Consider the following 14,336-nt stretch of genomic DNA (forward strand, 5'->3'; position numbering starts at 1 on the left):
GTTCTTTGAAATATGAATTAACGAATAAATCAGGTGTTTGAAAAAAAAGATATCTGATTAAAAAATGATTGACTACAAAACTATGCCCATTGACAATGAAAATTCATTACTCAAATAGATGAATCAAGTTGAAATTACAAATTTAATTGAGCAAAATCAGCTCAATAAAGGAAGGAGAAAATTGTTTTATTTTCAGAAAAAGTTAGAAATAAATTAGATAGATATTTTTTGAAATTTGAAGATAATTATATTATTGCTAGCATGCCACTTGAAATATTTTAATCTTCTTATCATGGTAGAGTATGAATCAGTAAAGAGGAATTTGAAAGTACTCCATCAAAAGGATTTTGTGCCTAACACAAAACTATTAGCTTTATAGGTATAAATTGTATCGAGTTTCTTATTTAGCTGGAGTTTTCCATTCTTTGGATATTATAAGAGTAAGAGTTCACGAAATTCATTTTTTGTGAAACATAAAAAAACAAATACCTGATTATGTACTACTTGTAAATAAAGGTTATTTATTAGACTTTATTCTATTAGATTCAATTCAATCAGTAAATATAAAATTTGAAACCTCAATGAAAATAAATAAAAAAAATATAAGTTACAGCCATACATTTTTTAGAAAATGAAGAAAAAGAATAACAACTTTAATTTTCTCAATTATAAAACCAACTAATGGTTAAAAGGGATTACTCAAATTTTATTATGGTTCCAAAATCAAATTTTCAGCAAAAATAACACTTATAACTATAGCATAATTTACCAATAAATTTAGCTTTTACAGATAAATTAACCATATCAAAAATCAAATTTATTTAATTACAATCGAGGGAATATCAAACTTAATAGTAATTATTAATCATAATTTTAACAAAATAAACTAATAATTTAAAAATCATATCGTTAATTTTATTACATTTATTTTTTATTTCGCACAACACTCCCTCAAATCGATTCATACGCTTACTTATAGAATAATACAGCATCGATGAATCTTTTACAAAACAAAACACTTGGATTGCTTTCGTGTTTCTTTCTTTTTTCGTGGGTAGTGTCCGCTCAAGACGTGCGTTTTCAAAAATTAACCATCAATGAAGGCTTGTCCCAAAATGTAGTATTTTCTATCACACAAGACAGCGATGGTTTTATGTGGTTTGCTACCAAAGATGGCCTGAATCGCTACGATGGCTACACGTTTACGATTTACCAACACAGCCCTTCCGATAAAAACTCCTTGGCTTCCAATTACATTACTACCTTATTTAATGACAGAAATGGAACACTGTGGATTGGTACAGAAAATGGCGTTTTGCACAACTACAATAAAAAAACCAACAACTTTCAACGTATTTATTTACCCTTGGCTCATGCGATGAGTAAAAATACCGCCGAAATCACCAACATCACTCAAGATAAAAACGCCACGATTTGGGTGGGCACAAAATCTAACGGAATCTTTAAAATCCCTTTTGACGAGGAGCACTACAAGCTGAATCAAATTACCCAGATTTACAAAAACCCAAAAAGTAATTTCAATCTTAGCGACAACAACATTTCAAAACTCCATGTAGACGATTCAGGTATGCTATGGATTGCGACTGCCAATGGCTTAACGCGAATGCACATGAAAAACGAAGCAATGGCCACCTTTTATTTTGAGGTACAACACAAAAGCACCTTCGGCCTCGACAAAGATTTTGGAATTGGTTCCATAGCCGAAGCGGATAAAAATAAATTATGGTTAGGTACTCGATCGGGCTTGGTGCTCTTTAACACCCTTGACTTTTCCTATGAATTCTACCCCCATCATTTAAACATCTTTCGATACGGCTGGGGCAATATAAAAGAAATTGTCGAAGATAAAAAAGGTAACCTTTGGCTAGCTACAGCAGCTGAATTGATGCGGTTTGACAAGACAACCAAAAAATACGAAAGTTTTAAAAACGACCCTTTATTGCCGGAATCGCTAAATTACAACAGCATATCCAGTCTGTTTATCGACCATTCCAATATGCTGTGGGTGGGTACCACGGGAATGGGTATCAACTACTACGACCCCAAAGCCAACCGGTTTGGAAAATTAAATCGAAAAGACTTCTTAAATTCCAGAATTCCCGGTTTCAGTATCCGCTCCATTGTGGAAGAAAACGACAGGTATGTTTGGATTGGTGCCGAAGTACTATACCGTTGGGACAGGAAAACAAACCAACTCAAAACTTTTGAAAGCAGTTCCAAAAATCTTAAGCATTTTGGCAACACCAGTGTGTCTTCTTTACTCAAATCAAAAGACAATGCGTTGTGGATAGGTTCCACAGAAGGTTTGTTTCGCTACAACCCCAAAACAGAAGAAACGGTTTTATTTGCAAATGACCCTAATAATCCCAATAGTTTACCCAAAAAAGGAGCTTCCTTTATTTTTGAATCGCAAAATGGGACGATTTGGGTGATTACCGAAAACCACTTATCTAAAATAATTGACCGCAACAAAGGTATTTTTAAAAATTATACTATTAAAAATAACAGTGCCGAAAACTTCATCGTGCAGTCCTTCATTTATGAAGATGAAAACAACATCTTATGGATTGCGTCCAAAAATGGAATGATGGCCTTCAATCCCGTAAAAGAAAGTTTTCACACCTATTTGAACAACCCCGAAAATGAAAAGAGTTTAAGCAACAATAATGTGAATGTGATTTGTCCCGATCCCTATCATCCGTCTCGCTTTTTATGGATTGGTACCACCGGGGGTTTAAATTTATTTGATAAAAAACACCAAACTTTTACCCACTTCTCCCAAAAAGACGGACTCCCCAACAATGTGGTATATGGCATTCTTCCCGACAGTCAAAACTTCCTGTGGTTGAGCACCAACAAAGGGATTTCTAAATTCAATCCGAAAGACAAGACCTTCAGAAACTATGATGTGCATGACGGTTTACAAAGTAATGAATTCAATACGGGAGCTTTTTATAAAAGTGCTAAAGGGGAACTGTTCTTTGGAGGTATTTCAGGCGTCAATTACTTTTTCCCCGAACAGATTCAAGACAACCCTTATTTGCCTTCAGTCGCCATCACAGGAATCAAAATTTACAGTGAGAACAAATCCAAAAAAGACTATACAGAAACCCGTGAAATTCATTCCATTTACGAGGAAAAGCTCCAATTCTCTCATCGGGACAACATCTTGATTTTTGAATTTGCAGCTCTTGATTTTTCAGCCATTGCAAAAAATAAGTTTGCTTACCAACTGGAGAACTTTAACGACAATTGGATTTATATCGACAAAAGCCGATCTGCCACGTTCACCAACTTACCGCCCGGAAACTACACCTTTAAAGTAAAAGGAAGCAATAACGATGGTGTTTGGAATCAAAAAGTGACCACCGTCTCTTTTCAAGTGTTACCCCATTGGAGCGGTACCTGGTGGGCTTACTTGGGTTATTTCCTCATCCTCTTAGCGGTGTTATACCGCATAAGAAACTATGAAATGAAACGATTAAAATGGAAAGCCAAAATTGAAAAAGATAAAAATGAAAATGAAACACTGCGTAATCTTGACCAACTGAAAACTCGTTTCTTTACAAATATCTCGCACGAATTCAGAACACCGCTCACACTAATTCGTGGAAATATTGAACAACTGATGGAAGACCACAACGCCTCAAAAATTAAAAACCAATTACATCAAATCGATCAAAACACGCAGCAGTTGTTGAAATTAATCAACCAACTCCTGGACATTTCCAAATTAGAAGCGGGAGCCACGCAACTCAACAGTAAGACGTACAACATCGTTCCTTTTATCGAACACTTGGTGTATTCGCTTGAAGCGGTTTGTCAAAATAGAGGCATCACCTTGAGCTTTACCACAGAAAGTCAAACGATTCATATCAACTATGACGAAGAAAAAATGGAAAAAGTCATCCTGAATTTGTTGTCCAATGCGTTAAAGTTCACAAATGACAACGGCACCATCGTGGTGAGCGTTACTACAAACAACAACACCGTCTACATTACTGTAAAAGATGATGGTGTTGGTATTGAACCTACCGCCTTACCCTTTATCTTCAATCGCTTTTATCAGGCAGACAACTCCGATACGAAACCATTTGCAGGTACGGGTATTGGACTTACCTTAGTGAAAGAATTAATTGAACTCCATAAGGGTAAAGTACATGTAATTAGAAATGAAGATAGTAATAATGATAAAGGAACCACCTTTATAATCGAACTGCCCATCGGAATAGTGGTTGATATACCATTGAAACAACCAATAAAAAAAGAAATGATATTTCATGACGCTGTACCTGATTTAAAAGTAGCAGCAATTAAAAATGCCAAAGAGGTACCTAAAAAAATAATTGTTTTGGTGGATGACAACCCACACATTCGTTTGTTTCTAAAACAACAACTGAAAGACAAATACAAAATCATTGAAGCCGAAAATGATAAAAAAGGTATTCTAAAATCGCAAAAACACATACCAGATCTGATCATTGCCGATATCATGATGCCGGAAATGGATGGCTATACCATGGTAGAGCAATTGCGAAACGACGAATTGACTAGTCATATCCCCATTATCCTATTGACAGGAAAAGCCACGTTGGATGATAAACTAAAAGGGCTTGAATATGGCGTGGATGCCTACCTCACTAAACCGTTTAACAGTAAAGAACTTAAAATCACGATGGCCAACTTAATGGATCAACGGGAACAACTCCGCCTCAAATTTCAAAAAAGCTTTAAAGTAGAAAAAAGTCAGGTAGCCGTGTCTTCGGTAGACCAACTGTTTTTAGAAAAAACGATACACTACATCAAAGACAACATGGATAATGCCAATTTTAGTGTAGAGCTGTTGGCTCAAAAAATGTGCTTGAGTCCTTCGCAACTCCATCAAAAAATGGTGGCATTACTCGATCAGGCTCCGGGACAACTGATACGCAGTATTCGTTTGGAACATTCAGCCGATTTACTAATTCAAAATGCCGGAAATATTGCTGAAATATGCTATCAAACAGGGTTCAGTGACCAAACGTACTTTTCACGTGCGTTTAAAAATCAGTTTGGTTGTTCCCCATCATCTTATAAAAAAACAGTAAAATGAAAGGAACTTCTATGAATATAAACAAGAATTATGAATGCGAGTACCAATGCTATAAAAGTACCTATTGTTGCAAGATTTATACAACTTATTCTACCGCCATGTAGTTAATTTTGGATTATTAATAACCAATTAAATAACCAAAAAATGAAAAATGTAATGTATTTGTTGCTACTCTTTCCACTAATGTTAGTAGCTCAAAACCCGGGTAAGATTTTGAACATGACTGAAATTACAGTCAAAAGCGGCCACAACAGCCAGTTCAAAGCAGCAGTGAAATTATATAAAGAATGCTACGAAAAAAACAACGGCACCGAAGGCTGGAATCTATGGCAACGCTTTCAGGGAGAAGGCACCGTGTATGTATTGACCAGTATGTTGGACAATTGGGCTGCGTTTGACAAAGAAGACAAAGCGGGCGACGATTGTCAATCGTTTGTAACTACCCACATCATGCCTCACGTGGAAAAAATCAGTTATTCTACCGCTCGAAACTTACCGGACTTGAGTAGAGCTCCGTTGGAAGGAACCAAAATGGTAGTGGTTTATTCGGTTAAAGTCAACAATGCTGCAGCCTTTGAAGAAGGGATTAAAGAACGTCAGGCGTTCATAAGAAGAGTAGAAGGTAGCCCACGTAGTTATATCTACCGCTTTATGGGCGGACATCCGGATTCTCCCTCCTATCTTTTCTCTACCCCATTCAAAAGTTTTGCGGATATGGACATCCAACGCGACAACATATGGAAATTGATTGAAAAAGAAAAAGGCTTAAAAGTAGCCAACCAAATGAGAGAAACCAACGCCAAACTCATTGAAAAAGAATGGTCGTATCTCTATATACTGCACGATGAATTAAGTAAATAAAGTAAATTAAAAAGTAACGTTATGAAAAATGCTGTTTTTTTTTTAACTATCCTGTTGCTGTTTTTTTTCTCAACAGCTGTGGCTCAAAATTCAATTCGCTACCGTGTGCATGTAGACAATGTCTATCCCGGCAAAGTGGAAGTTTATGAAGTCTTGGCTAAAAAGTTAGCAGATTTAGCGGCAGAAAATAAAGAGGAAAAAGAATGGGTCATGTTTGTTTCTGATGATTTCAAATACCATGCAATTTCTCCTCTTAACAGCATGACGGAAATAGGAATCAATCCTTATTCGAATACCTTAGAAAAAATGGGGGGTGAAGCGTTCATCAAAATGTTTGAAAGTTTTGATGAATGTTATCCCAGTCATGGCGATTACATTCTCAATTTGAGTACTACCCTATCCTATATGCCGTATGGCTTAGTGAATATGATAGACGGTAAAGATTTCAGAACCAATTACCTCTATTACTATGAACCAAAGGATTTTGATGCCGTTTTAAAAACGGCCGAACAATTCAAAACGTTGAACGAAAAGAAAAAATCAAAATTGCACTACCGTATCTACCTTAGTGGTTTTGGAAATCCGGAAGCCTATATACTGATTTCCTATGCCGCATCAAACGAGGAGGAACTTAAAAAAATGGTAGAAGAAAACAACAAACTCCTTGGAGAAGAACGGGTAAAACTCAACGATGCCTTAAACGCAAATACCTTTAAAATGGAAACACGTAGAGGCACCATCCGACGCGATTTATCCTATATAAAATAATAACCTAAAACAGTACAATGAAAAAACTAAACATCCTTTTGCTTGCTGTACTTATACTGATAGCCTGCGAAACCAAAAAAGACCGTTATACACAAACGGCTCCTGAAATTGAGACCTATAAAAAAGCTCTGAAAGATTATGAAATGGCCAACTGGGAAGAACTGGCCTCACACTATGCCGATACGGCCAAAGTAATGATGAATGTCACGAAGAAAAATGCAAAAACAGTAGCTCAAATGATTGAAGCTAATAAACAAGACCAAACCTTGTTTATTTCTTATGGGTTTGTTCCCGAAGAATCGGAATATGAAATGGTAGTTACCGACAAAGGGGAAACCTGGGTGAACTACTGGGGGCTATGGCAAGGCCGCTTAAAATTGAACAACGAACTCTACGAAATACCCGTGCACCTAACCGCTCGTTTCAGTAACGGTAAAATTGTGAAGGAGCACGGCTATTGGGACAACAGTGCCATAACCATGGTTTTAATGAAGCAGGCGGATACAACGGCTGTAGCGACACCATCGGTGGCCAACGAATAATACCACACCATTACCAAGTCCGTTTGATTTCAAACGGACTTTATGCAGTAATCTAAACCCTCTTATAATGAAAAATTACAATAGTATTATTATACTCCTCCTATGGAGTAGCACCAGTCTATTTGCCCAACAAAACACCACCGAAAACAACATCAAAATGTACGCTAAAGTTTGGGATGAAATTGTCAACAAAAGACAAATTGACCAAATTAATGCCACCCACTTTGACACCAACATCACCATGGTAGCCAGTCCACAAAACGTGGTAGGCCTTGAAAATTTCAAAGCCCACTACCAAAATTACCTGACGGGCTTTTCAGATATCCATTTTACCATCGTGGAAATCTTTGGTCAAGGTGATAAAATTGTCAAGCATTGGCAATTTAAAGGAAAACATACCGGCGTCTTTTTTGGTGTGCCACCCACGGGTAAAGCGGTAGATGTGGAAGGTGTCACCATTGCTAAAATGAAAAACGGAAAGATTGCTTACGAACTCGACTTTATGGACAGCCTGCCTTTTATGCAACAACTGGGTTTGCTTTCTGATCCTGCAAATGTGAGCGTGATTGACAAACTCTACAAAGCTTTTGCTAAAGGTGATATTCCCACCGTTCTGGGTGGTTTGGATACGAATGTTGTTTGGAATGAAGCCGAGGGCAACAAATACGCGGACGGCAACCCTTACAAAGGTCCGGATGCCGTGCTCAATGGGGTCTTTGCCCGAATTGATGCAGAGCACGATTCTTTCTTGTTAGATGAAATCACGCTACACGAAATGTCATATAATAAAGTACTGGCTACGTTACGCTATAAAGGAAAATATAAAAACGGGAAGGCTTACAACGCTCAAGTGGCTCATTTATGGACGCTAAAAGACGGGAAAGTCACCGCTTTTCAACAGTATGTAGATACAAAAAAACTCAATGATGCTTTAGCTAAATAAACGCGGTATGAAAAAAATACTTATTACAGGGTGCAGTAGCGGTTTCGGATTTGAAGCCGCTAAATACCTCGCCGAAAAAGGCCATCAAGTGTATGCTACCATGCGGAATGCAGCCGGTTCTAATGCGAATGCAGCAGTGGCATTACAGCATTTTGCTACAACCCATGATTTAAAAATCGACGTAATCGACTTAGATGTCACCTCTGATGAAAGTGTCAGCGTTGCTATGACCCAAATACCCACCGTGGATGTTTTAATCAACAACGCAGGTCGTGGATTTGGCGGACCCGTAGAAGCGTTTTCGGCAGCGGAATGTCTGGCTCAATTGGACCTAAACATCGTGGGCACTATTCGAATGGCAAAAGCAGTGCTTCCCGGCATGCGTGCCAAAAAATCAGGACTAATCATTCAACTCAGTTCTATTGCGGGACGCTTAGCTGTTCCCGGGTTTGGTATTTACCATGCCAGTAAGTGGGGCGTGGAAGGTTTAAGTGAAGCCATGCGGTATGAACTTGCTCCGCTGGGTATTGATGTGGCTGTTGTTGAACCCGGTCCCTTTTCCACCAACTTTTTTCCAAGTCTGATAACGGCTAAAGACGATGAAATTGTAAAAGCCTACGAACATGTGGGGGCTTTTAGTGCCGAATTCGGAACTAAAACACAAGCTGCTTTTGCCGATGAAGAAGCACCAACCGACCCAATGATTGTGGTGCAACTCTTTGAAGCTCTTATCAATGCTCCCGCAGGTTCACGACCGTTGCGAAATGTCGCAGGATTGGATTTTGGTACCCGACATATCAATGACGCCGTCGAACCGCTGCGAAAAGGGGTGTTAGAAGCCTTTTATTTATCCGATTGGGACGGCGTGAAAGCCTAAAGTTGTAACCAAACCACACTTTGCATATGAAAACAAAATTTGTAACACTCTTACTTGTTATTACCGTAATGGCTTGTAACGAAAAACAAGCGAACTCCGCTGAGGAAAACCCACCTTCCTCCTATTTGGATTATTCCAACAGCGAGGACCAACTAACTGGCGGTATCAAAATGATTCCCATTACCACCGACAAAGGAACGTTTAACGTCTTTACCAAACGCGTGGGAAACAACCCCAAAATGAGGGTGCTGTTATTACATGGCGGTCCGGGCGGTACGCACGAATGTTTTGCTGCGTTTGATGGCTACCTGCCCAACGAAGCAATTGAATACATCTACTATGACCAATTGGATTCCTATTACAGTGATAAACCCAATGATTCCACTTTGTGGACTACCGAACGTTTTGTAGAAGAAGTGGAACAAGTTCGTGTGGCTTTAAACCTCACCAAAGACAATTTTTATCTATTGGGGCATTCCTGGGGTGGCATACTCGCTGCGGAATATGCCTTAAAATACCAACAGAATTTAAAAGGATTGATCATTTCCAATATGATGATGAGTGCTCCCGACTATGGCAAATATGCCAATGAAGTATTGGGGCCGAAATTGGACCCCGAAATATTAAAGGAAATCAAAGCGTTAGAAGCGGCCGGTGATTTCGGTAACCCGAGGTATGCCGAATTATTGATGAATCATTATTATACCAAACACATACTACGTCTACCGCTAGAAGCGTGGCCGGAACCGATTAATCGGATGTTCAACCATTTAAACCCCAACATTTATGTCTATATGCAAGGGCACAGTGAGTTTGGGATGACAGGAAACGCTACGCTCAAAAATTGGGACGTTACCGATCGTCTTAAATCGATTAAAACACCCACATTAGTCATCTCAGGTACCCATGACACGATGGACCCGAAACACATGGAATGGGTGGCCAACGAGCTCCCAAACGGTCGCTTACTGCTCTGTGAAAACGGAAGTCACTTGGCTTTTTATGACGACCAAAAGACCTACTTTTCAGGTTTAGTTAAATTTATTAAAGATGTTAATAACCAACAATTTAAATAAAATATTAGTTATACGATGGTAAAACTTATAACCCCACAAAAAGACCGCATCCAATTTCTCGACGCCTTACGTGGTATTGCTATTTTAGGCATTTTAGTGGCCAACATTTATTATTTCTCGGGCTTGTTCTTTATGGACCCTGCGGAACAATATCCATGGGCGGCATCTTCTTGGGACATGCCTTTTGATTTTGTGTTGTACACCTTGGTGGACGGAAAGTTCTATTCCATCTTCTCGTTGCTGTTTGGCATTGGATGTGCCATTCAATACCATAGTTTGCAGAAGCTCGAACATCCTTTTGTGCCTTTCTTTACCCGAAGGATGTTTTGGTTGTTCGTGATTGGGATGTGTCATCTGACGTTTATTTGGTTGGGTGACATTCTTACGTTGTATGCTGTACTGGGGTTTGTATTGATGCATTTTGTTCATACCACTAACAAAAACCTCCTAAAGTATGCCATCATACTATTGTTGTTACCGCTGGTGAATGATTTTGTAATCAACCACATCGGGTGGAACTACCCCAAGCACTTTTTCAAAATGAACCAGGCAGTAGCAACCTATTTCGACATTCCGATGCGGGAGTTTGGTGAAGTAAAAACCACCAACATGAACCATTACCTCAAGAACGAGGATTGGGGCGTGTTCTTTAAAGCCAACCTCAGCAACGTGTTCATTCGTATCGGCTATCTTTTGGAAGAAGGACGTCCTTTCAAAGTACTGGGCATCTTTCTGATCGGGCTGTGGTCCGGAAGAGCCATTCTACACAACAACCTCCTAACCAATACCAAGTTGTTACGTAAAATTGCGTTACTCGGCATTACAATCGGTTTGCCGATTTGTTTTCTTCGCACCTACATCGACTTCTTTGGTTATGAGCTACCCTATGCAAGTACGTTAAAAACACTGACTTATGCTCTCGGCACCGTACCGCTGGCCTTGGGTTATGCTGCCGTTCTTGCGTTACTGCATCAAAAGAAAGCTACGCTATTCCGTTGGTTTGAACCCGTGGGGAAAATGGCGTTGACCAATTATATCATGCAATCCTTCTTGGCGATTGGCTTCTTCTACGGAATTGGACTCGGCTTTGCCGGAAAGTTCGGAGCCATTGCCATCTTTGGTATTGCGTTGCTAATCTACACGGTGCAAATCATCGGGAGCAACTTGTGGTTGCAACGATTTAAACAAGGACCCTTCGAGGGTCTCTGGCGAAAATTAACCTATAAAAAATAAAAATTATAAATTATTTACTAACCTAAACCAATAAAACATGGATTTAAAAAAAACAGTAATCATTGCCCTTTGCGTAGGATTCGTTGCCATTGGAAGTTGGGAACTCTTTTGGCGTTCAAAGGGGTATTTCCCTGATTTGGATGATGACAAACACTTGTGGGCTCGCAACCGAGCCAAAGTAGACAAAGCCATTTCAAACGATGTGGTGTTAGTGGGTTCTTCCCGCGTATTATTTGACATCCAATTGAAAGAATGGAAAGCGTTAACAGGCATCCAACCCATTCAATTAGCCAATGCCGGTGCCTCACCGCTGCCTGTTTTTAATGACATTGTGGAAAACAGCAACTTTAATGGGACCGTCATTGTTGGGGTTACTCCTCCCCTCTTTTTTTCTACTACCTATCCGCAAGCTCCGCCTTGGTCAAGAGCAAGTTCGCGTACAAAATTTTTTCATGACCGAACTTATGCCCAACGGTGGAATTACAGTTTGTCTGTTCCGCTTCAAAACACCTTTGCTTTTCTCAGTGACGATGAAGAAGGTTGGTATGACGACATCAACTTGAAGGCTTTGTTGAAAACTATCAAAATGGAAAAACGTACCACCCAACCCGATATGCCACCTTTTTATCGCTTTCAGGATATTGATAGCGATAGAAATGTTCGCATGAAGCAACGAGTGGTCACCGATACAGCCTTTGCCGGTTCGATTAAAAAGGTGTGGAAATTCTTTATGATGGCAGACATGCCGCCACCGGATAAAGACGGTACGATTGCCTTTTTCCTCAAAGACCTAGAGAAGTTTCAAGCTCGCGGTGGAAAAGTAATTCTTGTGCGTTTACCCTCTTCCGGTTTTTTCCATGATTTAGAAACAAATGTCTTTTCCCGAAAAGACTATTGGGATGTATTGGTGTCGCAAGCAGGGGTTCCTGCTTACCACTATACCGATTATGAACCTCTAACCGGATTTGACACTCCCGAATGGTCTCACTTGTCAGGTCCAGATGCCTCGGTGTTTACAGAACGATTCGTAAACATTCTACTAAAAGAAAATGTCATTCCAACCTCTAAAACCAACTAACCATGCTGTTTAATTCTTTAAGTTTCATCGTCTTCTTAGTGCTGGTTTTAGCACTCTACTATTCGCCTATTTTCAATTGGACATCCAAAAAGCGGATGCTCCTCTTAGCGAGTTATGTATTTTACGGGTTGTGGAACCCACCTCTTGTGCTGTTGCTCTGGATTTCTACGATGGTTGACTGGACCGCTGGTCAAAAACTGGCTGTAGAAGAAAACGAACGCAAGCGAAAAGGGTGGTTAATATTGAGTATGGTAGTCAACTTGGGCTTTCTTGCCTTCTTCAAATACAGAGACTTCTTACTTGATAACTTTACCTCTGTAGTCAATACCTATGGCTATGGTTATCAAGCTCAACCGATGGATATCATTCTGCCTATGGGGATTTCGTTTTATACTTTTCAAACCATGTCATATACCATTGATATGTACAAACGCAAAATCGAACCGGCAAGAACGTTTCTTGACTTTGCTTTGTATGTGACCTTTTTCCCGCAATTGGTTGCCGGACCTATTGTTAGAGCCAAAGACCTGATTTCGCAGTTTTATGAAGAGAAGAAAGCCACCGCCAATCAATTCATTTGGGGGTTGTTCTTACTCACCGTGGGTTTGTTTCAAAAGATTGTATTGGCCGATACACTACTAGCTAACACTGCCGATGAGGTATTCGGTTCCAATAAACTACTTCATGGTGTGGATGCTTGGACTGGTACCCTTGCATTCTCCGGACAGATATTCTTTGATTTTGCAGGGTATTCCACTTGTGCTATCGGGATTGCATTGTTGTTAGGTATAGTATTACCCGACAACTTCCGATATCCGTATGCGGCGTTAGGGTTTTCAGACTTGTGGAAGCGTTGGCACATCTCATTGTCCAGTTGGTTGCGTGATTACTTATATATTCCGTTGGGTGGCAATCAGTTTGGAGTAGCTCGTATGTATGCCGCATTAGTCATCACCATGCTGTTAGGTGGTTTGTGGCATGGAGCTGCATGGACCTTTGTGGTTTGGGGTGGCTTGCATGGGGTATATCTTATTTTAGAACGCCTGCAACGTAGGTACCTTCCGTTTCAGATTACGGCGGCTAATGGCATCTTCTTGGCGTTACTAACTTTTACCTGTGTCAACATCACATGGGTGTTTTTTAGATCCCGAGAGTTTGGTACGGCTTGGAACATGATTACTTCCATGAGCTTTCTGAATGGTGAAGGCGAAAAAATAGTAGCCACTTTTGATGTGCTCAAGGTGTTTGTAGTGGTTACTGTGATGTTCTTCTGCCATTGGTTCATGAGAAATACGTCAATGAAAGAAGTTTCGTTGAAAACGTCACCTTGGTTGTTGGGTGTTGTTTGGGGGCTACTCTTCTTCTTGATTTTGATAGCACAAGGCAGTGGAGAGCAATTCATCTATTTTCAATTTTAAAACTATAACAGCCGTCAGCTAGCTACTTACTATATGGTATACCTGGTAAACAATAAAGAATACTAATATTTAAATTTTTAAAATCATGTCAACAATTAACATTTTTGTAAGTAATACAGGAAACTCTAACCAAATTAAACTAAAAGATTCCGAGGAGCACAATCGGGGATGACATTACGACATTGATGAATCCCAGCGATATTATTATTTACAAAGTTGGATGGCAACATTGGTTTGAATTCATAAGACGGTGTGGAAATAAAAGGTGATAGCCTCCAATAATTTATTATAGGTGCCTTCTACTGGGAGATAAAACGCTTTTACCACATCCGTTAAACTTATATCTCATGGAAGTGGTGCTATTGAAATATATAAAAAAGGGTGAACCTTTAATCGTAGGAAAAAAATACAATGGGAAGTTACGAAG

10 protein-coding genes are annotated in these 14,336 nt (G+C 39.4%); all 10 read left to right on the plus strand.

Features of this window, described 5'->3' with window-relative positions; genetic code table 11:
• The first annotated feature begins 994 nt into the window (after window positions 1–994).
• Window positions 995–5,113, plus strand: coding sequence for a hybrid sensor histidine kinase/response regulator transcription factor (locus tag B3L86_RS07590; RefSeq protein WP_291117164.1), 4,119 nt, complete (start codon window positions 995–997; stop codon window positions 5,111–5,113).
• Window positions 5,114–5,257: 144 nt separating this feature from the next.
• Window positions 5,258–5,974: a hypothetical protein gene (locus B3L86_RS07595; protein WP_291117167.1), complete on the plus strand. Its 717-nt coding sequence runs from the start codon at window positions 5,258–5,260 to the stop codon at window positions 5,972–5,974.
• A gap of 21 nt (window positions 5,975–5,995) precedes the next feature.
• Entirely contained in the window at window positions 5,996–6,742 is a 747-nt protein-coding gene (locus B3L86_RS07600) for a hypothetical protein (RefSeq protein WP_291117170.1), read from the plus strand.
• Between the two features lie 38 nt (window positions 6,743–6,780).
• Window positions 6,781–7,284, plus strand: a complete 504-nt coding sequence (locus tag B3L86_RS07605) for a nuclear transport factor 2 family protein (RefSeq protein WP_291117173.1) — start codon at window positions 6,781–6,783, stop codon at window positions 7,282–7,284.
• A 67-nt stretch (window positions 7,285–7,351) separates the two neighbouring features.
• Window positions 7,352–8,227: an ester cyclase gene (locus B3L86_RS07610; protein WP_291117176.1), complete on the plus strand. Its 876-nt coding sequence runs from the start codon at window positions 7,352–7,354 to the stop codon at window positions 8,225–8,227.
• Window positions 8,228–8,234: 7 nt separating this feature from the next.
• On the plus strand, window positions 8,235–9,104 hold the full coding sequence (locus tag B3L86_RS07615) for an SDR family oxidoreductase (protein WP_291117179.1): 870 nt from the start codon (window positions 8,235–8,237) through the stop codon (window positions 9,102–9,104).
• Between the two features lie 26 nt (window positions 9,105–9,130).
• Window positions 9,131–10,180, plus strand: coding sequence for a proline iminopeptidase-family hydrolase (locus tag B3L86_RS07620; protein WP_291117182.1), 1,050 nt, complete (start codon window positions 9,131–9,133; stop codon window positions 10,178–10,180).
• Between the two features lie 15 nt (window positions 10,181–10,195).
• Window positions 10,196–11,413 carry a DUF418 domain-containing protein gene (locus B3L86_RS07625; protein WP_291117185.1) on the plus strand — a complete coding sequence of 406 codons (1,218 nt, stop codon included), beginning with the start codon at window positions 10,196–10,198 and terminating at the stop codon, window positions 11,411–11,413.
• 37 nt (window positions 11,414–11,450) lie between these two features.
• Window positions 11,451–12,491, plus strand: coding sequence for a hypothetical protein (locus B3L86_RS07630; RefSeq protein ID WP_291117188.1), 1,041 nt, complete (start codon window positions 11,451–11,453; stop codon window positions 12,489–12,491).
• 2 nt (window positions 12,492–12,493) lie between these two features.
• Window positions 12,494–13,909, plus strand: a complete 1,416-nt coding sequence (locus B3L86_RS07635; RefSeq protein ID WP_291117190.1) for an MBOAT family O-acyltransferase — start codon at window positions 12,494–12,496, stop codon at window positions 13,907–13,909.
• The last annotated feature ends 427 nt before the right edge of the window (window positions 13,910–14,336 follow it).

It is taken from the genome of Flavobacterium sp. UBA6135, assembly GCF_002428305.1.
Taxonomy (GTDB): Bacteria; Bacteroidota; Bacteroidia; order Flavobacteriales; family Flavobacteriaceae; genus Flavobacterium.